The organism is Ruminococcus sp. BSD2780120874_150323_B10, assembly GCF_015553695.1.
Classification (GTDB): Bacteria; Bacillota; Clostridia; order Oscillospirales; family Acutalibacteraceae; genus Ruminococcoides; species Ruminococcoides intestinale_A.
This window is the reverse complement of the sequence record NZ_JADNHD010000005.1, coordinates 86,154-108,304: the sequence shown is the minus strand read 5'-3', so window position 1 is coordinate 108,304 and position 22,151 is coordinate 86,154. Positions and strand designations below refer to the sequence as shown.

Below are 22,151 nucleotides of genomic sequence, written 5' to 3'. Positions count from 1 at the left end.
AACGGCGGTGATAATTATGCCGTATATTGCACCGGAAGTCATAACCGAAGCCAAACGAATGGATTTATTAACCTATCTTAGAGAGTATGAACCGGGCGAGCTTGTTAAATTTTCAAGTAACACCTACACCACAAGAACCCACGACAGCTTGAAGATTTCCAACGGCAAATGGATGTGGTGGTCGAGAGGTATCGGGGGCAAATCTGCCCTCGATTACCTTATCAAAGTCCGTGGAATGGATTTTGTGGAGGCGGTTCAGACCATTATGGGAAACGGTTCAGTCAGCTTTCCGACTTGTGAAAACATCAAAAGTTATGAGAACCAGCCTTTGCTTCTGCCTGAAAAAAGCCCCACTACCGATGTGGTATTTGATTATCTTTTCGGGCGTGGGATTGATTATGAAATTATCAACTACTGCTTGGAACAGAAGCTAATCATCGAGTCGCTCCCATATCATAATGCTGTTTTTATCGGCTATGACGAGAACAAAGAACCTAAATACGCCGCATACAGAGCAACAAATCAATCAAGAATTATGGGCGACTGCACCGGAAGCAAAAAGCAATATTCTTTCCGCCTGACTGCCGAGAACACCGGAGAGGTTCATCTTTTTGAGTGTGCCATTGACCTGCTTTCCTATGCAACTTTGATGAAGCTGGAGGGCAAAGACTGGCGACAGTTTAACCTTGTTTCTCTTGCGGGAGTGTATTCCCCAAAGCAGAAAATCGAGGACTCGAAAGTGCCTGTTACACTCGGCAGGCTGCTTGAAAAGGACAAAACAATCAGGCGAATTGTTCTTCATTTGGACAATGATATTGCCGGAAGAAAAGCGACCAAAGCGTTGCAGACGATTCTTTCAGATAAGTATGAAGTCGTTGACGACCCTCCCCAATATGGGAAAGATGTCAACGACTTTCTTTGTAAACGCTTGGGAATAAAAGATAAAACCGAAAGGAGTTTTGCACGATGAAACTAAAAGAAATCAGAGAAATGTACCCGGAGGGAACGCAGATTGTACTCACTGAAATGGCTGGCGAAAGTCAAATGCCCTACGGTCTGAAAGGAACGGTTAAATTCGTTGACGACGCCGGACAGATTCATATGAGTTGGGAAAACGGAAGCTCCCTCGCCTTGAATATTAACGAGGATACCTTTGAAAAGGTAGAAGCACCTGAGAAGATTTCCGTCATTCTTGTTGAGCCGGGCAGGTATCCGAAGCTCATTGAAATCGAGGATACGCTTGAAGCAATGCAGTCTCTTGTGGAGGGAGATATTGAAGAATATATGCCCTTTGAGGACGAAGTTGCCATCATCTGCAACGATGAAGGAAAGATGAACGGCTTGCCGTTGAACAGGGCAGTTTATTCCGAGCCTGAGAATGTTGAGATGAGTTATCCGCAGTTGAAAGCTCATTTCCGGCAGGCAGAAAAAGAAAGAAACCACACGACCGGATATATTGTTTTTACGGATGACAGCTTTGACAAGCCTTACACAGAGGAACAAAGAACCTATGTTGTCAGCAGTAACAATAAGGCTTTCATTGAGGGTATGGGAGGATATTCTATCTATGCTTCTTCCCTTGACGGCTCGGATAAATGTGTGCGACTGGAAGCGTATATGGCTGATGAACACGGCGGCAAGGATGGTTGGAAGATTGAAAAATGTTATGTGAAAGACGACAGCAACCGTGAAATGCTCGACATTATTGCCGGCAAGTTCTTCATTGCATACGCACCGATTGAGTCGGAAAAGTTCCTCAGTATGCCGAAAGAACTGGCTCGTAAGTACGAGGAAAAGTTCAAATACCCGGAGAGATTTTATAAGTCCTTGGACGGTATTGAAGCAAAGCCGTATAAGCCTGTCTCAAAGGATATGGAGAGATAAGAGTCAATCTATGGGGCAACCCTGAGTGTCTGCATAATCTTAGCGAGCAGACCATTTATGGACAGGAATGTCCAAAACGGTACACTCGTTAGGGGTTGCCCCTAATACCCCAAAGAAGAAAGGAGCATAAGCAATGCGGGAGATAGTATTGGTCGCCGCCGGGTTAATCATCGGCGGTTTTTTCGGAGTAACAACAATGTGCCTGTTTCAGATAAACCGGGACAGACACTATATTTACAGAAAGGACAGCGATAAAAATGAGCAAGAGAAACATTGAAAAGCACATTCTGATGAACAAGGCAGAAGCTCAGGATTTGCAGAAAAAAGCAAAACGGGCGTGTCTATCCGAAGGCGGTCTTATCCGTTTGCTTCTCAAAGGATACGAGCCGAGAGAAAAGCCCGACGAAAGATTTTACGATGTTATGCGTGAGCTTTCTGCTATCGGCAACAACATCAATCAGCTTGCGGCGAAGGCAAATACCCTCGGATTTGTGGACGCACCGCAGCTCAAAAAGGAAGCCGAGCGTTGGCACAAGTTTCAGGCTGATGTGGAGCGTACTTTTTTAAGACCCGATAAGAGCGATATGAAATGGCAGTAAGTAAATTGTGGTCGGTCACATCAAGGCTCGGTCAGGTAATCGACTATGCCGCCAATCCCGAAAAGACGGCGGCAGATATTTACACCGAGGAACAGTATCAGGCTCTCCGTGATGTTCTCAGCTATGCAAAGGACGAAGAAAAAACCGAGCGTGAATTTTTCGTTGAGGGTATCAACTGCAACCCTGCGACCGCAAGAGACCAGTTTATATCTGTAAAAAAAGCATACGGAAAAGACGACGGCATACAAGCCTATCACGGCTACCTGAGCTTTAAGGAACAGGACATATCCCCGGAGCTGGCACAGAAAATCGGAATGGAATTTGCAAACGAGGTGTGGGGCAAAAGATTTCAGGTGGTGGTTACTACTCATCTGAATACGAAGCACCTGCACTGCCACTATGTAATCAACTCCGTTTCCTTTGTGGACGGCAAGCGGTTATGGGGCGATGAAAAAGCGTGGTTCAAGTTCCGCTTGGTTGCCGACCGTCTCTGTGAAAAGTACGGACTGTATTACAATCCGAACCCGAACCGCAGTAAGCAATCCTCATATTACTATAAGCAGGAGCAAGCAGGTATGCCGAGCCGATATTCAATGACCCGTGACGCCATTGATGAAGCGATTGCACACAGCACCAACCTAAAGACCTTTGATTATATTCTCACGCAGATGGGCTATGAGCATTGTCTCAGCGACAGCCGAAAGTATTGGACGATTGTTCCGAAAGGATACAAGAAGCCGATACGACTTAAATCCCTCGGAGAGAATTATACCGAGGAAGCAATCAAGCGTAGGCTGACGGAAAATCAAAAGGTTCTCATCGTTCCTTTTGCCAAAGAAACGGTAAGAGTCAGGCAGTACCGAATGCCCACAAGAGAACACAAAATCAAAAAGGTCGGCGGACTGTATGGGCTGTATCTGCATTACTGCTATAAGCTGGGTTATCTGCCGAAATACAAAAAACAGAATACCGCAAGGCTTCACTATCTTTTGAAAGAAGATTTGCTGAAGCTTGACAAAATCACTCAGGAGACAAGGCTGCTTGGACGGGAGAACATTTCTACCGACGAGCAGCTTTTCTCATATAAAGAGTCCGTGTTGTCGCAAATCAAAGCCTTGACTGACGATAGAACGCACCTGCGAAAACAGTTAAGAAGAAATTTGAGTGACAATGAGCTATCAAATGTCAAGGAGCAGATTGCGGCAATCACGAGCAAACTGTGGACTCTCCGCAAAGAGGTCGGTCTTTGTGATGACATAGCCGAAAGGTCAAAGGTCATTGAAGCCAACCTTGAAACGGTAAGAGTTTACGAAGAAAAACAAGAAAGAAAGGAGCAGAACCGTAATGACAAACGGAGGTGATGCGGCAGAACAGGTCGTCAGGCTATCGCTTGAGGGCTTTGAAGTAGCCGCAAAATTAAGCGGAGCGGCAGCAAAGAATATTGCCGTTCTATTAGTCTCTGTTCTCAAACAGGAACAGAAAACAAAAGGCAAGGCTCGACTTACCAATATGATTAAGTCGGGCAAGGAGCTGAAGGTGTTTTCTATCCCAAACAAGGACTTGAAGAAGTTTACCGAGCAGGCAAAACGCTACGGCGTTCTATACTGCGTACTCAGGGATAAAAACACAAAGGGCGATAATGTACCGATTGATATTATTGCCCGTGCAGAGGACGCTTCCAAAATTCAGAGAATCGTTGAGAGATTTGAACTCGGTAAAGTTGATAAGGCTGCGATTGTTACCGAATCTCAGAAGGCTGTCGAAAAGCGTGAAGCTTTGGAGAAAGACAAGCCGACGAAAACCAAAAACGAAATCATCACTGAGGAAGCCGTCAGAAAACCTATTCAGAAAGAGGGGTATTCCCAGTCAAACCCCACAGTCGCCAAAACGGACAAAAACCCTCCGTCAAGGCACGACTCCGAGCCGGTAGATATGCAAACTGATAAGGGTACTGTAAGCGACAGACAGAGAAAGCCGTCGGTAAAAGCAAAGCTTGACCGATATAAGGCAAAGTCCAAGCAGCAGAAAGAAGCAGAACGCAAAGAGCCGGAGGTATCAAAGCCGGAGGTCAAGAACGCCCCGGCACAGACCATACACCAGCAGCCGAAACCCAAAAGCAAAAATATGAAAGAGAGGTAATCACAATGACAAACAATTTTACCCCTGCAAAAGCAGGACAGCAGAGAAGCAGACTTTCCAAAGAGGAATACGCCGAAAAGATGAAGGCTGAAAAAGAAGCCGTATATCAAATGGCGGACGACACCGCAAAGGCTATCGTTTCCGACCCGGAAAAGTTCAAAGCCTTCCTTGATACGCAGAGCCGTCTCGACCGATACTCTGCGGTCAACGCACTTCTGATTTTTAAGCAGCTTCCCGAAGCAAGCCAGCTTAAAAACTTTGATGACTGGAGCAAGGATAATGTGAAAATTCAGAAAGGTGCAAAAAGCATTTCCATTCTTGAACCTGTCGAGTATGCAAAGAGAGACGGTACGACCGGCATTTCCTACAATGTGAAAAAAGTCTTTGATGTTTCGCAGACCAGCGGCAAGAGACCGCCTGCACCGACTGTCAACCGTGACCCGAAAGCACTCATTACTGTTATGCTGGATTCTTCCCCGGTTGAAGTAGAAGCAACAAATGAGCTTCCGTATCCCAATATGGCGGCGTTTTATAACAACGAGGAACAGACCTTGTATGTAAAGCGTGATGTGGGAGACAGCGTAGCGGTCGCTCAGTGCGTAGCACAGGAGCTTGGCCACGCACAGCTCTCCATCAACAGCGACAGTTACAGCAGAGCGGATATGGGATTTCAGGCGGTTTGTATCGGCTATATGCTTTGCAAAAAGTACGGTGTCGATACACAGAATTTTGCTATCAACCGTATCCCTGAAAAGCTTGCCGGCAAAGAGCCGAAGGACATTCGCTATGAGCTTTCCAAAACGAGAAATGCAATGGCGGATATTCACTCCCGTGTTTCCGATGAGCTTTACAAGAAGAAGCAGGAACGAAGCAAAGACTACGAAAGATAAGGTGAGACTATGGCGAAGGAAGAAATGTATCATATCGCATTGGACGATTATGAACACGGCATTATTATCCGTTCTCTCAATGACGAGAAAACAGATTTGATGAACGAGGGTAAATCTACCGATGCGGTGGACGACCTTATCATCAAGGTCGGAACTGCCCCAAAGAAAAAGTTCAGAGTTATCGAAAAGGAACGCTCCTGTGAATCGAGATAACGAAAGGCAGTCTGCGATTATTCTTTCCGTCATCGGTATTATCCCGGTCGTATGGCTGGCACTTCTGATTGCACCCTCTGTAAAAGGAGGATTGCCGGAAATACTGCCGAGCCTATTAACAGCGTTCAACGAACCATTTCATATTGAGCTATGCGAGGACAGCCTAAAAACTGTCCTCGTTTTGCTTCTCTGCTATGGAATGGGTATCGGGATTTACTTCTCGACACAGAAGAATTACCGAAGGCGTGAAGAACACGGCTCCGCAAAATGGGGCAATGCAAGAGCCGTAAACAAAAAATACAGACAGTCTCCGGCTTCAGAGAACAAGCTGATGACGCAAAATGTCTGTATCGGACTCAATGCGAAGAAACACAGAAGAAACTTAAACACCCTTGTGTGCGGCGGTTCGGGAGCCGGTAAGACAAGGTTTTACTGCAAGCCGAATCTTATGCAGTGCAACACATCATTTGTCATTCTTGACCCAAAGGGAGAAATACTGAGAGACACCGGAAAGCTGCTTGAAAGCAAAGGCTATGAAGTCCGTGTTCTCGATTTGATTTCAATGGAGAAAAGCCATTGCTATAACCCGTTTGTCTATTTGCAGAACGACAACGATGTGCAAAAGCTCGTGACGAACCTTTTTAAGAGTACCACTCCGAAAGGCAGTCAGGCACAAGACCCCTTTTGGGATACCTCGGCTTCAATGCTTCTGCTTGCACTTGTATTTTATCTTCATTATGAAGCACCCGAAGATGAACAGAACTTTGCAATGATAATGGAAATGCTCAGAGCCGGTGCGATTGAGGACGAGGAGGACACAAGACCTTCTCCTCTTGATGAACTGTTTGCGGAATTGGAGATGTCGAATCCCGACCATATCGCTTTGAAGTATTACCGTTCCTATCATTCAGGTGCGGCGAAAACTTTGAAGTCCATACAGATAACCCTTGCGGCAAGACTGGAAAAGTTCAACCTTGAAAGTCTTGCTTCTTTAACTACCACAGACGAGCTTGAACTCCCATCACTCGGAGAGAAAAAGGTCGCTCTGTTTGCTTTGATACCGGACAACGATTCCAGCTTTAACTTCTTGGTATCTATCCTTTACACACAGCTTTTTCAGCAGTTGTTTTATGCTGCCGACCATATTCACGGAGGCTCACTTCCCGTTCCCGTTCATTTCCTGATGGACGAATTTGCGAATGTGAGCCTGCCCGATGATTTTGACAAGATACTGTCGGTTATGCGTTCTCGTGGAGTATCGGTAAGTATCATCTTGCAGAACTTGGCTCAGTTAAAAGCCTTGTTTGAAAAGCAATGGGAAAGTATTGTCGGCAACTGCGACGAGTTTCTGTATCTCGGCGGCAACGAGCAAAGTACCCACAAATATGTGTCCGAGCTTCTCGGCAAGGAAACCATTGATACCAACACTTTCGGAAAGAGTACCGGGCGAAGCGGTAACTACTCCACCAATTATCAGATTAGCGGTCGAGAGCTTCTTACCCCTGATGAGGTTCGTATGCTTGATAACCAATATGCAATTCTGTTTATTCGTGGAGAACGACCCGTTATGGACTTCAAGTATGACATCTTGAAGCACCCGAATGTGGCACTTACAACCGATGGAAAGGCTTCTGCATATAAACACGGCGAAGTGACCATCAAGCACTCATCAATTTCTGTTCTTTCTATTAACCCGGAAGAACTTCCGGAGGAAAGCTACGGAGAAACCAATTACGAGCTTCTGTCCGATGAGGATTTTGAAGTAAATAAAAACTCATTTTAACGGAGGAAAACACAATGAACATTTTTAAGAAGAACAACGAAAAGAAAACTACTCAGAAGCTGCCTATGACCGGAAAGGTTCAGAAAGGCTTCCGTGCTTACTGCGCCGTAATCGCAGCAGCAACTCTTGTTTGCGGCATGAGCGTTACCGCTTTTGCCGCAAGCGACCCGATTACCGTAGTCAACAATCTGTCCGATTTTATCTTCGGACTTATCCGTGCCATCGGTCTTATTCTGCTTGGCTTCGGTATCGTTCAGGTCGGTCTCTCTTTGAAGTCTCACGACCCGTCTCAGAGAGCCAACGGCTTCCTGACCCTTGCGGGCGGTATCATCATCACCTTTGCAAAGGAAATCCTGACCCTTATTACCGGCTAAGAGAACACAGTTATCAAACGGGGCATACCTGGCATTTCAGGTATGCCCCTAATCTTAAAGGAGGTGCAAACAGATGAGTGATAACTGGGTAGTTCAGAACCTCGAAAATGCCCTTGAAACTTGGAACAGCAAGCTATCGGAAATATGGCAGTTGCTAACCACTTCGCCGCAGGAGTTCAAAGGTGGCAGTATTTGGTCGGTAATGGTGAATATCAACGGAGCAGTTCAGGCTATCGGTCTTGCTTTGCTTGTTTTGTTTTTTGTTGTCGGTGTGGTTCGTACCTGCGGAAGTTTTACCGATGTAAAGAAACCGGAACACGCATTAAAGCTGTTTATCCGCTTTGCCATTGCCAAAGGTGTGATTACCTACGGGCTGGAGCTTATGCTTGCCCTGTTCAACATCGTACAAGGTACGATTTCAACCATTATGACATCTGCGGGATTCGGTACGCCCAATCAAACAACCTTACCTGCTGAAATGGTAACAACCATTGAAAGCTGCGGATTTTTTGAGAGTATCCCATTGTGGGCGGTTACTCTTATCGGCGGACTGTTTATCACGGTCTTGTCGTTCATTATGATAATGACGGTGTACGGACGATTTTTCAAGCTGTATATGTACACGGCTCTCGCTCCGATACCGCTTTCCACTTTTGCCGGAGAACCGTCGCAGAATGTGGGTAAGAGCTTTATAAAGAGCTACTGTGCTGTTTTGCTTGAGGGAGCAGTAATTGTACTTGCTTGTATCATCTTCTCCCTATTTGCTTCTACGCCGCCGGTAGTGAACCCTGACGCAGCAGCCGTTACTCAGGTATGGGCATATATCGGCGAACTGGTATTCAATATGCTTGTGCTTGTCGGTGCGGTTAAGATGAGCGACCGAATTATCCGTGAAATGATGGGCTTATAACGGGAGGTTCTCTGATGAAGAAAAATAAGAATAATAACGATAGATGGCAGGGCTATATGCCTGCCGACTGCGACTGCAAATATTGTGTGTACTACGGAGGAAAGAAAAACGGCAATGTGATTTGCCTTGCGGACACCTGCGTCTGCTCTGATGAAATCCGTCACGCAAAACAAGCATATCGCAGAGAAAGGAGCTTTTGATGGAAGTCAAAATTAACCGAGAGATACGAAATTATACAGAGTCAATGTTTTTTGGACTGTCGCTCAGACAGTTCATTTTTTCTGTCCTCGCCTGTGCGGTAGCGGTAGGACTTTACTTCCTCCTAAAACCGTACCTCGGAACAGAAACCGTATCGTGGGTGTGCATTTTGGGAGCTGCCCCTTTTGCGGCTCTCGGCTTTGTGAAATACAACGGAATGACGGCTGAGAAATTTATATGGGCGTGGATTAAGTCCGAGTTCCTTATGCCGAAAAAGCTGGTCTTTCATTCCACCAACACCTATTACGAATTGATGAAACCGACAATCGAACAAAAACAGAAGGAGGCTTATAAGAACAATGATTAAAACCCTTACAAACCTGTTAAAGCAGGACAAAGAAAAGTTTGTAGTACCAAAGGGCGTACAGGATTGTATTCCCATTACCGCAATCTATGATGACGGTATTTTCCGTGTGGGCAAGGACAAGTATTCCAAGAGCTTCAAGTTCACGGATATTAACTTTGCCGTAGCAAGCCGTGAGGACAAGGAAGCAATGTTCCTTGAATACTCCGAGCTTCTCAACTCTCTTGACAGCGGAGCTACTACAAAGCTGACTATCAACAACAGACGGCTTAACCGTTTGGACTTTGAGAAAACCATTCTTATCCCCGAAACCGGCGATGAGCTTGATGTTTACCGAGAGGAATATAACAAAATGCTTCTCGACAAGGCGACCGGTGCAAATGCAATTGTTCAGGATAAGTATGTTACTATCTCCATCAACAAAAAGAGCGTGGAGGACGCAAGAACCTATTTTGCCCGTGTCGGTGCTGACCTGATAGCCCACTTTGCAAGACTCGGAAGCAAATGTGTGGAGCTTGAAACCGATGAGAGACTGAGAATTGTCCACGATTTCTTCCGTGTCGGTGAGGAAACCGCATACCACTTCAATATTAAGGAAACGAGAAAAAAGGGACACGATTTCAAGGATTATGTTTGCCCCGATACAATGGAATTTGAAAAGGACTACTTCAAAATGGGAAACCGTTACGGGAGAGTCCTTTTTCTTCGTGAGTACGCTTCCTATATCAAGGACAGTATGGTAGCTGAGCTTACCGACCTGAACCGCAACCTGATGATGTCCATTGACATCGTACCTGTTCCTACCGATGAAGCGGTGCGAGAAGCAGAGAGCAGACTGCTTGGGGTTGAGACGAATATAACCAACTGGCAGAGAAAGCAGAATCAGAACAATAACTTTTCCGCTACCGTTCCGTATGATATGGAACAGCAGAAAAAGGAAATGAAGGAGTTCCTTGATGACCTTACCACTCGTGATCAGCGAATGATGTTCGCTGTACTCACTATGGTTCATACTGCGGACTCCAAAGAACAGCTTGATAACGACACCGAAGCTCTGCTTACTACGGCAAGAAAGCATTTGTGCCAGTTTGCCGTTCTCAAGTATCAGCAGATGGACGGACTGAATACGGCTATGCCCTTTGGAACACGCAAGATTGACGCATTCAGAACCCTTACCACAGAAAGCCTTGCGGTATTTATCCCGTTCAGAGTTCAGGACATTTACCACGAAAACGGCATTTACTACGGTCAGAATGTTATCAGCAAAAATATGATTATCGCCGACCGCAGACAGCTACTCAACGGCAATTCCTTTATTCTCGGCGTATCCGGCGGCGGTAAATCCTTTGCGGCAAAGGGAGAGATTGAAAATATCATTCTTTCCTCCAACGCAGATGTTATTATCATCGACCCCGAGCGAGAGTATTCGCAGCTTGTAAAGGCTCTCGGCGGCGAAATTATCAATATCTCTGCTACTTCTCCGAGCCATATCAATGCGATGGATATGAACAAGGAATACGGCGACGGTGCAAACCCGGTTATCCTGAAATCAGAGTTCATTATGTCCCTTTGCGAACAGCTCATCGGCGGCACAAACCTCGGAGCAAAGCAGAAATCTATCATCGACCGTTGTACGGCAAGTGTTTACCGAGACTATCAGCAGAGAGGATATACCGGTACTGTTCCTACCTTGCAGGATTTCCGTGCGGAGCTTTTGAAACAGGACGAGCCGGAAGCAAAGGAAATTGCTCTTGCTATCGAGCTGTTTACTCACGGCTCTTTGAATACCTTCGCAAAGCCGACCAATGTGGATACGGATAACCGACTTATCTGTTATGACATTCTTGACCTCGGCAAGCAGCTTATGCCTATCGGTATGCTTGTCGTTCTCGACTCTATTCTGAACCGTATTACACAGAACCGTGCTAAGGGTAAGCAGACATTCATCTTTATTGATGAAATCTACCTCCTGTTCCAGCACGAATACTCAGCAAACTTCCTGTTTACTCTTTGGAAGCGTGTAAGAAAGTACGGTGCTTATGCCACCGGTATTACGCAGAATGTGGACGACCTTTTGCAGAGCCATACGGCAAGAACAATGCTTGCAAACAGCGAGTTTTTGATTATGCTCAATCAGGCTTCAACCGACAGGATTGAGCTTGCCAAGCTCCTTAACATTTCTGACCTTCAGCTTTCGTATATTACGAATGTTGACGCAGGACACGGACTGATAAAGGTCGGCAGTTCGCTTGTGCCGTTTGCAAACAAGTTCCCGAAAAATACGAAGCTGTATAAGCTGATGACAACCAAACCGGGCGAGGGTGCATAACCCTTGCCCTATTCTTTACTCAGAAAGGAAATGCTTATGAAAAATAAAATCTATATTGCTATTATCTGTGCTTTCAGCATTGTATTTGCCGTCAGTTCAGGTTTTCTCATTAAGCACTATTACGACTCTGCAAGGCAGGCGGAGATGTACGACAATCTGATTGAGGTTGTGGAGACAGAGCCTGAAGAAACCCAAGAGCCGATGAACTACTCCGAGGAAAAGACCTTTATCCCGGAGTATCAGGAGCTTTATCTGCAAAACAACGATATGGTCGGTTGGATTAAGGTCGAGGACACAAAAATCAATTATCCTGTTATGCAGTCAAAGGACAACCCGAACTTCTATCTGAAGCACGGCTTTGATAAGTCATACACCGACTACGGTTGTCCCTATGTTCAGGAAAACTGCGATATGGAGCTTCCAAGCGACAATATCATCATCTACGGTCATCATATGAACGACGGTACGATGTTCGCCGGTCTTATGAAATTCAAGGACAAGAGCTTTTGGGAAAAGCACAAAACAATATCCTTTGATACGCTGACCGACAGACAGACCTATGAAGTAATTGCCGTGTTCAAAACCGTAGTATATACGGACAGTCCTGAAAGTTTCAAATACTATCAGTTCATCAATGCGGAAACCGACGAGGATTTCACAGCCTATGTTGAGAAGTGCAAGAAACTGTCGCTTTACGAAACCGGCGTAACCGCCGAATACGGCGACAAGCTCCTGACCCTTTCCACCTGTGAGTATTCCCGGACAAACGGCAGACTTGTTGTAGTGGCGAAGCTAATAAACGAATAATACAACAGGTAGTTCAGCCTGCATAGGAAGGAGGGATTGTATGGCTGATATTAAAACGAAAGACAATGCAAAAGGTACAATACGAACCATAGATAAGGCTGCCGTTGCAACCCAACGAATGAAGCAGGCGTATATCGCAACCAAAGAAAAGGCGGAGCGGTCGGTAAATGCCAACAGCAGTTCTGCCGAGGAATACGCTTCCGATAAGCTGGAAAGCGGTATTGACGAAGCGGTTCACGATGGTGCCTATGCGTTTGACAAGGCGGGACGAAAGGGACTTGAAACCACAAAAGAAAATATCCGCACCGCAAAGGACGGTATTCAGCGTTTCAAGCAACAGCGAGCCGAGCAGTCTTTACGAAAACAGGCTTCGCATAACACAAGCTCTGCGATTAAGACTGTCGATAAGGCGGAAAAGACCATAAAGCAGTCTGTCACTTCCTCCGGAAAGAAAACCATTAAGTTTGCCGGAAAAGAAGCAACCAAAACCGCACAGAAATCAGTTAAGACGGCTGAACAGACTGCAAAGACAGCGATAAAAACAAGTCAGCAAGCGGCGAAGGCGGCACAGAAAACAGCTCAGGCGACAGTTAAGGCTTCGCAGAAAGCGGCACAGGCGGCAAAAGCTACCGCCAAAGCAACAGCCTCTACGATTAAAGCCGCAGCCAAAGCCACCGTTGCCGCAGTAAAAGCAATCATTGCGGCGGTAAAAGGTCTTATTGCCGCTATCGCTGCCGGCGGCTGGGTTGCGGTGGTAGTAATTATTGTCCTATGCCTTGTAGCTCTGATTGCGGGTTCTGTGTTCGGTATATTCTTTTCGGGAGAGGATTCCGGCACAGGAATGTCAATGCAGACAGTCGTTCAGGAAATCAATCAAGAATATGATGACCGATTGGAACAAGAAAAGAACTCTGTAAGATATGATGTGCTTGAAATGAGCGGAAGCAGAGCTGTTTGGAAAGATGTTCTTGCGGTCTATTCTGTTAAAGTGAATACCGACCCCAACAATCCGATGGAGGTTGCTACGGTTGATGAAACCAAGAAGCAGCTACTGTCGGATATTTTTTGGGAGATGAACGATATTTCTTCCAGAACGGAATCGAAAACCCACACCGAAATCGAAGAAAGCGACGACGGACACGGCAACATCGTACAGACCGAAACCACAGTAACAGAAACTTTCCTGTATATCACGGTATCGCACAAGACCGTTGATGAAATGGCGGCTATGTACGGCTTTAATCAGGAGCAGAAAGAGTATCTTGCCGAGCTGCTAAAGGACGAAAACAATCAACTATGGTCTCAGGTGCTTTACGGTATCGGATACAGCGACGACCAAATCGTAACGGTTGCTCTGTCTCAGGTAGGTAATGTAGGCGGTCAGCCTTACTGGTCTTGGTACGGATTTGACTCCCGTGTAGAGTGGTGTGCCTGCTTCGTTTCTTGGTGTGCCAACGAGTGCGGATATATCGACGCCGGTATTATTCCGAAGTATGCCGGCTGTGTAAACGGCGTTCAATGGTTTAGAGACCGAGGACAATGGGCAGACGGTTCGTATGAACCTTCGCCCGGTACAATCATCTTCTTTGACTGGGAGGGCGACGGTGTGACAGACCACACCGGTATCGTTCAGAAATGCGAGAACGGTACAGTCTATACCGTTGAGGGCAACTCAGGCGACACTTGCAGAACCAAAACATACACGGTTGGTAGCTCAGTTATCTACGGATACGGTATTCCGGCATATTAAAAAAAGATGGCTGCTCGTTTGAGTAGCCATCAAGTACATTATTCAAAATCGTTGTTGGGCATCATATTTAACGGATTTTGCTTCATAAATTTGATACCTCATTTTTTTGATTATTTGATGTGTCCATATTATCCAGCCCTATACGATGGGCTGTTATCAAATTGTTATCGGTGGTGATAACGGGGGGTAGCAGGGTTGTTGTTTTCTCTGGTGGTTTACAACTACATTTTACCACGAAAGGCAGGGAAATGCAATAACCATCCTTGCTGTGGCGTATCAAGGAATCTTACTGAACATATGGCGCACCTTATCCAAACGGCTGTTTGGACGACGGGGCTGGATGACTGGCTTGCCGACAGCGGCCTGATACCCTTTCAGTTCTGTAAGGCATACGCTCTGCCCGTTGGTGTAAAAGGCCAGATCAGTACGGTATGCCTGTATACAGCGGGCGGGAATCTCGCCAGTAAAGACAACTTCATCCTTTTTTACCTGGACCGTTTCGATGGTGGCACAGTATTTCGGTGCATCATGATAAGCCCTGGAAAGATATTCCCGGGGCGCATAGAGGGTGAAGGAGAGATAAGGTTCCAGCAGTTGCGTCCCTGATTCCTTCAATGCCTGTTCCAATACAATCGGGGCCAATGAGCGGAAGTCCGCCGGCGTGCTGACCGGACTGTAATAAAGCCCGTATTCAAAGCAAATCTTACAGTCCGTTACGTTCCAGCCGAACAAGCCCTGCTCCAGCCCGTAACGGATACCATCCCTGACAGCGTTTTGAAAACTCTGGTTCAAGTATCCCAGCGAAACCCGGCTCTCGTATTGTACACCGGAGCCAAGCGGGAGTGGTGTAACAGACAGTCCGATGGATGCCCAAAACGGGTTGGGCGGCACCTCGATATGGATGGTGTGGCTGGCTGCTTTGAGCGGCCGCTCCATATAAATGACGGTGGGTTCCTTTACCACTGTTTCAAGCTTGTATTTTTCCGACAGCAAAGCGGAAACAACCTCCAACTGCACCCGGCCCAAAAAAGAAAGAATGATCTCATGGGTGATGGAATCCACCTCGCAGCGCAAAAGCGGGTCAGTATCCGCAAGTTGCGTAAGAGCGTCCAGCAGCCGTTCTCTTTGCGCTGCCGTTTTCGGCGCAATCGACGTCCGCAGCATGGGGAGGGGGTCCTCACGCCACCTTTTACGAGGGAGCCGGGTTGGGTCCCCTAATACATCGTTTAACCTCACGCTGTCGCTGGGAAGGATAACAATTTCACCCGGATAAGCGGTGTCTGTCCGAACAATTTCCCCTTTGGATGGAATACGCATCTCTGTGATTTTCAGCTTTTCTCTCCCGGCCAGGGCCACCGTATCCCGCAGGCGCAGCGTTCCGCTGTATAGCCGTAGATAGACACGCCGCTGGCCGCAATCTGTATACTCCACCTTGAAAACGCTGCCGCATAGGGCGGCGCTCCCCTGTTCCCCAATCGGTTGGAACAGCCCTGTCACCGCATCCATCAACGGTTGAATGCCAAGGCCCTTTTTGGCGCTGCCATAATAGACCGGGAACAGGGAGGCGTCTTGAACCCGCCGCTGTTCCTCCCGCACAAGTTTTTCCCGGCTGATTGGTTCTCCTGCGATATACTTTTCCAATAATTTATCGTTATTTTCGATGACCGCATCCCATGCTTCTATGTCGGTATTTTCCTCCAGGACTATTTCCGGGGACAGCGACACCGTCTGCTTGATGATAATATCGGCGGAGAGCTTATCCCGAACAGACTGAACCACGCTCTGCAAATCAACGCCAGCCTGGTCGATCTTGTTGATAAAGATAACGGTGGGAATGTTCATTTTCCGCAGGGCATGGAACAGAATACGGGTCTGGGCCTGCACGCCATCTTTAGCGGAGATCACCAAGATGGCCCCATCTAAAACAGCCAAAGAGCGGTACACCTCCGCCAAAAAATCCATGTGGCCGGGCGTATCCACAATGTTGACTTTACATCTGTGCCACTGGAAGGAAGTGACTGCCGCTTGAATGGTAATTCCCCGCTGCTGTTCCAAAATCATAGTGTCTGTTCTTGTAGTCCCTTTATCCACGTTTCCCTGTTCCGCAATCGCTCCACTGGTGTATAGCAGACTTTCCGTCAATGTTGTTTTTCCTGCGTCTACGTGGGCAAGAATGCCAATATTGATTATTTTCATGTGATTGTCCTCCTTTTACAGCCCGAAAGGGCACAAAAATCCCCAGCAGTAAAATACTTTTACCACTGGGGATTATAATTTGCTGACATACACATATACAGCATACACCTATTTGTGACTGCTGTTTTTTTGGATATGTCAAAATTGATAAGGCAAAAGTATTCTTAAATTGGGTACAAAAAATCAAGCCCCCACAAAAGGAACTATCATAATCCTTTGTTCCCACTATTTGATTATAGTTTTATTTAAGAATACCTTGCCGCATATTTTTTACTCCTTTTCTGGAATGAAGCTATTATATCACATCAGTTTTAGGAAAGCAAGTACCTAAAAGAAATTTTTCTTCCCCTTATATGTAACAATCATACCGGCTTCCTGGCGTTCAGAATGGTTTCTGCTGTCTGCTGTGGTGTTTGGTTGGAATTGTCCAGCCAAAAGCCGATCCGTGGTGTTGTCTGCATTTTACTAAATACAAATTCAATGTATACAGAAAGAAATATATAAGGAGTGGGAGGGATTCCGCCGTAGTCGGCATTGTAGGAAAATCCAAAAGTTTAGATTTTCTCAAAATGCTTATCTTTTGGTCTTTGGTTCGGAATAGTGTAGTGCTGGCGGTCTATCTATTGTTTTCGGTTGCTTGCTTCTTTACCGTACATGAGCATTACTGCCGGGTACAAAGCGTTTCGGTGAATTAAAAAAATCAATCGGCAGCGTTTCTCAAAAGGTTTTGACTGCTCAGCTTCGTGATATGGAAGAAAACGGACTCGTTAATCGAAAAGTGTATGCTGAAGTTCCGCCGAGAGTAGAATACTCTCTGACAGAATTGGGACAAAGCTTGAAACCTATTCTCGACGCTATGTGGAGTTGGGGCGAAGATTATAAAGAAAAATGTAATAAATAACGAAAAGACCGTCAAATCTCAACATTCGAGACTTGACGGTCTTACATTTTGTGATTGTATTTAAGAAAATCGTTTTGGTGTTCCTGTTTGCGAAGTTGATAGCCCTGTGCAATCAGCGTATCCACTTTCAGAGCAATCAGGTTTATGTCAGAACACATTGCCCGTGCAATCTGCTGAATGTCATAGCCGTTTTCAATGTATTCCAAAATGGTGTCGTCCGGGAGCGAAGCCTGAGAAGCGAAGATATTTGCTTCATACTCCATACGGTTCTCTCTCATATCAAAGATGTTGAACTCTTTGAACCCGCCGACAGCAACCGCTTCTTGCCTGTGGAGAACATCGTGTCCGATTTCGTGCCATAGCACTATCTGCTCCACGACCGGGTGCATACCGTTTTTAAGAAAAACAAAGCGGTTCTTCAGAATAACTTTATATGCTCCACGCTGCTTGTCAAAATTTCGGTAGATTATATTGATACCAAGCTCTTTTGCGACCTTGTATGGGTCACGAGTACCGCAGCGGTCAATGAGCTTGTTTACGATTTTCACAATCTCAGCCGTAGTGTAATACCCCAATCCGGCTCACCTCCCATATTATAGTATATCGGATATTAACCCTATAATAAATTATAAACTATTATATGTCCCATATATTGGACTTAGTTCACTTCGAGGATTACTCGTCTTTGCGGTATTTCTTCGGGGTGTATTTTTTATTGTTTTTCTTTGCAATAAGATAGGCTTCCTGAATGGCGTCAACCATTTCACGCATATCCTCGTCAGCCATTTCGCCGCCGGCAAACAGACCGGTAACTTCTGCAAGCAACTCCTGAGCCTGTCTTGCTCCTCTGCGTCCGTACTTATCCTCTACATCGGCGATGAAAGCGTCGTCCTCAGACAGCAGATAATTCACATTTACATTTAAGGATTCTGCCAGCTTCTTATATCTTTCCATTCCTCTCGGACGGGATTTATCATTTTCATAAGAACCAATTATGCGTCGGGTTACGCCGATTTTAGCTGCCAACTCATCTTGACTCATACCAAGCTTTGTTCTTTCAGCCTTGACTTTTTCACCGAATGTCATTGTGATTTCACTCCTTAAAAGAATATTTACAGTTGAACTACCCATTTGCTCTTGACAAGTACAGTTGAAGTGTATATAATATGAATTGGGAAGTTGAACTACACATAGTGTACACCAAACTACCCAAAATGTCAAGGGGGTTCTAAAAATGTTACGAAGCATACTTCATTGTGATATGAATAACTTCTATGCCAGCGTCGAATGTATGCTCGACCCCGCATTGAAGAAATATCCGATTGCTGTCTGCGGCTCTGTGGAGGAACGACACGGTATCGTGCTTGCAAAGAACTACAAAGCAAAGGCTTTTGATGTGAAAACCGGGGACGCAGTATGGCAGGCTAAACAGAAGTGCAAGGACTTGGTTGTAGTGCCGCCCCATTATGAGGAGTATATCAAATACTCAAAGCTTGCGAGAAGCGTTTATGAGCGATATACCGACCAAGTTGAACCGTATGGTATGGACGAGTGTTGGCTGGATATTAGCGGGACAGAAAGCCTTTTCGGTTCGCCGGAAAAGGTGGCAAATGAAATTCGTGAGACTATGAAGTTTGAACTCGGCTTGACGATTTCTGTGGGTGTTTCCTTTAATAAGATATTTGCGAAGCTCGGCTCGGATATGAAGAAACCGGACGCAGTAACCGTAATTCCAAAGGACACATTCAAAGAAAAGATTTGGGGACTTCCTGCCGCTGACCTGCTCGGTGTAGGACGGGCAACCCAGCGAGTGCTTGACAGCTATTGTATTCGTACCATCGGGGATTTAGCGAATACCGACCCTGAGTTCTTACGCAGAAGATTAGGAAAGAACGGAGTAGTTTTATGGAACTATGCCAATGGTAACGACCTTTCCCTTGTTGCCAAGAAAGACTTCGTTTCTCCTATAAAAAGCGTAGGACACGGTATAACAACGGTAGCAGACTTAGAGAAACCGGAGCAGGTGTGGCCCGTGTTTCTCGAGTTAACCCAAGACATCGGACACAAGCTCCGTGTTCACGGACTGAGTGCAGAAGGTGTCGCAATACATATTAGAGACAACACACTCAATACAAGGCAATGGCAGACGAAGATTGCACTTCCTACACAGTCTCCGATGATTATTGCAAAGACCGCTTTTCAGTTGTTTGAAAAAAGATATGGGTGGAATAACCCTATCCGTTCTGTGACGGTACAAGCCATAAATCTTGTTCCACAAGACACGCCCCGTCAAATAGATATGTTTATGGACGCCGCCAAGCAGGACAAATTGGAGCGAATGGAAAAGTGTGTTGAAGAAATCAGACGGCGTTTCGGAAAGGACAGCATAAGGAATGGGGTTCTGTGTCAGAACCTGCGGCTACCACCGAAAAAAGCTGAAATCACTATGCCGACAGGTATGGTCGGTTAAGGAGGGCTTAATGTGATTGACGAAAAAGAGGTTACGGCTTATGTTACGATACCCGACTGCTTTTTGCAGGGGTGCAGCGAAGATATTGTTATCTTCCGTGCGGACGGCGGAAACCATTTTACCGACTACGGTATATATGAGGGAATGTTCCTGTTCTTTGACCGGAAAAAACGCTTTAAGAAAGGAAGGCTTTCCTGTTACATCAATACTGCCGGAGATGACCGACCTAAGTACAGGGTGTCGGATAAGAACATCGACGGATACAAGCACTTGGGAAGATTGGTTTTGACTTTGAGAAATTACGAGGTATAGAAATGGAATCCGATAGAAGAAAAGTTTATGTTGAAGTAAATGTAACACACAGACCTGATGGGACGGCTCGTCCGAATTTCATCAAGTTTGAGAATGATGAAAAATATGAGATAGACCGTGTAATTCAGAAATGCCGTGCGGCTTCCACCAAAGTCGGAGGAACCGGTATCCGCTACACGGTACAGATTTGCGGCAAGCCCACATTTCTGTTCGACGAAGAAAACGGAAAGTGGTTTGTAGAAGCAAAATCCTAATGGTAGGAGGTTTTGTAACTTGAAACATTTATCGAGATTTGACATCGAAGCGATTGCCGACAAGTATGTTCAGGCATATATGGCACTTCCTGATGTCCGTAACACACAAATATACAGAATTGACCCGGAGCTTCTCTTGGAGAAGGTTCTCGGATTGAATGTCGAATACCAGCACCTATCTTATGACGGTAGTATTCTCGGAATGACCTCATTTACGGAAATGGGTGTTCAGGTATTTGAAGATGATGATAACGAAGCCTTTTTCTTTTTGGATGGAAAAACCGTTCTCGTGGAAAAGGACTTGAACTTTGACAGCAAGCTGAAAGGCAGAAAGAATTTCACCTTAATGCACGAGGGCAGCCATCAGATATTTAAGATGTTGTTCCCGAATGATTACGGTGTGACACAGAAATCTGCCGGAGTACATTATTACAAGGCAAATTCCGAGAGAAATAAGCCTATATCCGATTGGGAGGAATGGCAGGCAAATACGCTTGGAGCTGCTATCCTTCTTCCCGAAAACCTTATAAAGCAGGGAATGTATCTGTTCAGTCTTGGAGAAAAGATTGAGTGTCTGAACAAAATATACTATCCGAGCGTATATAAGAGATTTGATGCACTTGCGGATTTTTTAGGGTGTTCCAAAAAAGCACTTGCTATACGAATGAAACAGCTCGGACTTTTGAAAAAGGAGTATCTTGATAATCCTTTTGATTTGGTTACGGTTTATCCGGAGGTGAGCGAGCTATGAAATCGTTGGAACAAAAGATAATCGTAAGGTGCAAAAACTGTGGCTGGCGTATTTTTGACAAGGTAACAATGACAACAGGCGTGATTGAACTGAAATGTCCGAACTGCCACAGAGTAGTAGAGGTTGACCTATCCCTACGCAAGGGAACAGTCAAGTACAGATTAACAAGAAGTAGTAACAGAGCGAACAATTAAATATCGGACAGATGTACCGAGCCACGAGTCCTTGAGCGAAAGCTCTTGAGTCATCAAATTGCCGGACGCTGAGAATTAAGGGATAGAAATATCCTAATGTTCTTGGTGTCCGGCTTTTTTGTCGCTCCCGAAAGGAGCAAGACCGTGACATATAAGTGGCTGGCGTATATCGCCAAGTATCCGTAATCTCCGAATTTTTGATTTCAACCAAATTCAAAAATTCAAATTTAAGGAGATTACGACAATGACAAAACTTACATTAGAACAACAGGAATTATTATTTGCGAACGACTGCAAGCTCATTAACCTGCGGTATGAATATCACGGCTACACCGGCACGGAGAAATGGGCGATTGTAACAGAACTGGCGGAAGAAGAATTGTGGGTTAAATACCCTGATGTTATCCGTCGGTACACTCCGTTCATTCTGCTTTCTATGGCTCAGGGCGAAGTGATAACGGAGTATCAGAACTACGAAGCAAGAGAGAGAATGAGAAGGCTTCTTTTCGGACACGCATTTGACATCAATGACGGAGAATTTGAAGTGCATCATCCGGAATTGGCAGTCGATACAGACCCAATCGAAGAAATAATGCTGAAAGACAATATTAAGCGACTTCGGGAGGTTTTGTGTTACTTAAGCGAAACACAGAAACGCAGAGTTTTTAAGTATTTCTTCTACAACAAAACACTTGAAAAAATCGCAGATGAAGAAGGAGTCGATTTTACTTCTGTAAGGGAATCGGTAAACAGTGCAATAAAAAAGTTGAGGAAATTTTTCTAAAACACCCCCCAAAAACGCTCTCCCATTTCAAACAAGTGAAGGGGTTAAT

The 22,151-nt window shown here is 45.6% G+C and carries 26 protein-coding genes; 23 read left to right on the top strand and 3 right to left on the bottom strand.

Annotated features, from left to right (window positions below):
- Positions 1-16: 16 nt before the first annotated feature.
- The 16 genes from I2E21_RS04975 (at position 17) to I2E21_RS04900 (ending at position 14,240) form a co-directional block, all read left to right on the top strand.
- Positions 17-970, top strand: a complete 954-nt coding sequence (locus tag I2E21_RS04975; RefSeq protein WP_024721691.1) for a DUF3991 and TOPRIM domain-containing protein — start codon at positions 17-19, stop codon at positions 968-970.
- Complete coding sequence (locus I2E21_RS04970) at positions 967-1,884, top strand: DUF3846 domain-containing protein (RefSeq protein ID WP_102364678.1); 918 nt, start codon at positions 967-969, stop codon at positions 1,882-1,884. The genes I2E21_RS04975 and I2E21_RS04970 overlap by 4 nt, the downstream gene beginning before the upstream one ends.
- A 133-nt stretch (positions 1,885-2,017) precedes the next feature.
- The gene (locus I2E21_RS04965; RefSeq protein ID WP_074017777.1) at positions 2,018-2,161 is read left to right on the top strand and encodes a DUF3789 domain-containing protein; all 144 of its coding nucleotides are present in this window, start codon (positions 2,018-2,020) and stop codon (positions 2,159-2,161) included.
- Complete coding sequence (mobC, locus tag I2E21_RS04960) at positions 2,142-2,483, top strand: plasmid mobilization relaxosome protein MobC (protein ID WP_015573066.1); 342 nt, start codon at positions 2,142-2,144, stop codon at positions 2,481-2,483. The genes I2E21_RS04965 and mobC overlap by 20 nt, the downstream gene beginning before the upstream one ends.
- Positions 2,474-3,844 carry a relaxase/mobilization nuclease domain-containing protein gene (locus I2E21_RS04955; RefSeq protein WP_195410600.1) on the top strand — a complete coding sequence of 457 codons (1,371 nt, stop codon included), beginning with the start codon at positions 2,474-2,476 and terminating at the stop codon, positions 3,842-3,844. Before mobC ends, I2E21_RS04955 begins: the two co-directional genes overlap by 10 nt.
- Positions 3,828-4,622: a PcfB family protein gene (locus I2E21_RS04950; RefSeq protein WP_195410599.1), complete on the top strand. Its 795-nt coding sequence runs from the start codon at positions 3,828-3,830 to the stop codon at positions 4,620-4,622. The genes I2E21_RS04955 and I2E21_RS04950 overlap by 17 nt, the downstream gene beginning before the upstream one ends.
- A gap of 5 nt (positions 4,623-4,627) precedes the next feature.
- Positions 4,628-5,512: an LtrC-like protein gene (locus I2E21_RS04945; RefSeq protein WP_195410598.1), complete on the top strand. Its 885-nt coding sequence runs from the start codon at positions 4,628-4,630 to the stop codon at positions 5,510-5,512.
- A 9-nt stretch (positions 5,513-5,521) separates the two neighbouring features.
- On the top strand, positions 5,522-5,725 hold the full coding sequence (locus I2E21_RS04940; protein ID WP_003525217.1) for a hypothetical protein: 204 nt from the start codon (positions 5,522-5,524) through the stop codon (positions 5,723-5,725).
- Complete coding sequence (locus I2E21_RS04935; protein WP_195410597.1) at positions 5,712-7,508, top strand: VirD4-like conjugal transfer protein, CD1115 family; 1,797 nt, start codon at positions 5,712-5,714, stop codon at positions 7,506-7,508. Before I2E21_RS04940 ends, I2E21_RS04935 begins: the two co-directional genes overlap by 14 nt.
- Positions 7,509-7,522: 14 nt before the next feature.
- Entirely contained in the window at positions 7,523-7,882 is a 360-nt protein-coding gene (locus I2E21_RS04930; protein ID WP_014635894.1) for a glutamyl-tRNA amidotransferase subunit A, read from the top strand.
- Between the two features lie 73 nt (positions 7,883-7,955).
- Positions 7,956-8,792, top strand: coding sequence for a hypothetical protein (locus tag I2E21_RS04925; RefSeq protein WP_080908666.1), 837 nt, complete (start codon positions 7,956-7,958; stop codon positions 8,790-8,792).
- Between the two features lie 14 nt (positions 8,793-8,806).
- Positions 8,807-8,992, top strand: coding sequence for a hypothetical protein (locus tag I2E21_RS04920; RefSeq protein ID WP_195410596.1), 186 nt, complete (start codon positions 8,807-8,809; stop codon positions 8,990-8,992).
- Positions 8,992-9,357, top strand: a complete 366-nt coding sequence (locus I2E21_RS04915) for a PrgI family protein (RefSeq protein ID WP_015573062.1) — start codon at positions 8,992-8,994, stop codon at positions 9,355-9,357. Before I2E21_RS04920 ends, I2E21_RS04915 begins: the two co-directional genes overlap by 1 nt.
- Entirely contained in the window at positions 9,350-11,683 is a 2,334-nt protein-coding gene (locus I2E21_RS04910; RefSeq protein ID WP_050618041.1) for a VirB4-like conjugal transfer ATPase, CD1110 family, read from the top strand. Before I2E21_RS04915 ends, I2E21_RS04910 begins: the two co-directional genes overlap by 8 nt.
- Before the next feature lie 36 nt (positions 11,684-11,719).
- The gene (gene srtB, locus I2E21_RS04905; protein ID WP_195410595.1) at positions 11,720-12,490 is read left to right on the top strand and encodes a class B sortase; all 771 of its coding nucleotides are present in this window, start codon (positions 11,720-11,722) and stop codon (positions 12,488-12,490) included.
- 40 nt (positions 12,491-12,530) lie between these two features.
- Complete coding sequence (locus tag I2E21_RS04900) at positions 12,531-14,240, top strand: CHAP domain-containing protein (RefSeq protein ID WP_195410594.1); 1,710 nt, start codon at positions 12,531-12,533, stop codon at positions 14,238-14,240.
- A gap of 276 nt (positions 14,241-14,516) precedes the next feature.
- On the opposite strand, the gene tet(W) is transcribed toward I2E21_RS04900, so the two are convergent.
- The gene (tet(W), locus tag I2E21_RS04895) at positions 14,517-16,436 is read right to left on the bottom strand and encodes a tetracycline resistance ribosomal protection protein Tet(W) (RefSeq protein WP_024532698.1); all 1,920 of its coding nucleotides are present in this window, start codon (positions 16,434-16,436) and stop codon (positions 14,517-14,519) included.
- 664 nt (positions 16,437-17,100) lie between these two features.
- On the opposite strand from tet(W), the gene I2E21_RS04890 reads away from it, so the two are divergent.
- Complete coding sequence (locus I2E21_RS04890) at positions 17,101-17,337, top strand: helix-turn-helix domain-containing protein (protein WP_085951113.1); 237 nt, start codon at positions 17,101-17,103, stop codon at positions 17,335-17,337.
- A 41-nt stretch (positions 17,338-17,378) separates the two neighbouring features.
- On the opposite strand, the gene I2E21_RS04885 is transcribed toward I2E21_RS04890, so the two are convergent.
- Positions 17,379-17,912 carry an ImmA/IrrE family metallo-endopeptidase gene (locus I2E21_RS04885; RefSeq protein WP_024532699.1) on the bottom strand — a complete coding sequence of 178 codons (534 nt, stop codon included), beginning with the start codon at positions 17,910-17,912 and terminating at the stop codon, positions 17,379-17,381.
- Between the two features lie 100 nt (positions 17,913-18,012).
- On the bottom strand, positions 18,013-18,423 hold the full coding sequence (locus tag I2E21_RS04880) for a helix-turn-helix transcriptional regulator (protein WP_003525181.1): 411 nt from the start codon (positions 18,421-18,423) through the stop codon (positions 18,013-18,015).
- A gap of 148 nt (positions 18,424-18,571) precedes the next feature.
- Here I2E21_RS04880 and I2E21_RS04875 point away from each other — a divergent pair, with 148 nt between their 5' ends.
- The 6 genes from I2E21_RS04875 to I2E21_RS04850 all read left to right on the top strand — a co-directional run bounded on the left by I2E21_RS04875 (position 18,572) and on the right by I2E21_RS04850 (position 22,102).
- Positions 18,572-19,807, top strand: a complete 1,236-nt coding sequence (locus tag I2E21_RS04875) for a DNA polymerase IV (RefSeq protein ID WP_050618047.1) — start codon at positions 18,572-18,574, stop codon at positions 19,805-19,807.
- A 12-nt stretch (positions 19,808-19,819) separates the two neighbouring features.
- Positions 19,820-20,119: a hypothetical protein gene (locus tag I2E21_RS04870; protein WP_003525179.1), complete on the top strand. Its 300-nt coding sequence runs from the start codon at positions 19,820-19,822 to the stop codon at positions 20,117-20,119.
- Between the two features lie 2 nt (positions 20,120-20,121).
- Positions 20,122-20,373: a hypothetical protein gene (locus tag I2E21_RS04865; protein WP_014635881.1), complete on the top strand. Its 252-nt coding sequence runs from the start codon at positions 20,122-20,124 to the stop codon at positions 20,371-20,373.
- Positions 20,374-20,392: 19 nt separating this feature from the next.
- Complete coding sequence (locus I2E21_RS04860) at positions 20,393-21,124, top strand: ImmA/IrrE family metallo-endopeptidase (RefSeq protein WP_024721676.1); 732 nt, start codon at positions 20,393-20,395, stop codon at positions 21,122-21,124.
- Positions 21,121-21,318, top strand: a complete 198-nt coding sequence (locus I2E21_RS04855; RefSeq protein ID WP_074124429.1) for a hypothetical protein — start codon at positions 21,121-21,123, stop codon at positions 21,316-21,318. Before I2E21_RS04860 ends, I2E21_RS04855 begins: the two co-directional genes overlap by 4 nt.
- A 244-nt stretch (positions 21,319-21,562) precedes the next feature.
- Positions 21,563-22,102, top strand: coding sequence for a sigma-70 family RNA polymerase sigma factor (locus I2E21_RS04850; RefSeq protein WP_015573050.1), 540 nt, complete (start codon positions 21,563-21,565; stop codon positions 22,100-22,102).
- The last annotated feature ends 49 nt before the right edge of the window (positions 22,103-22,151 follow it).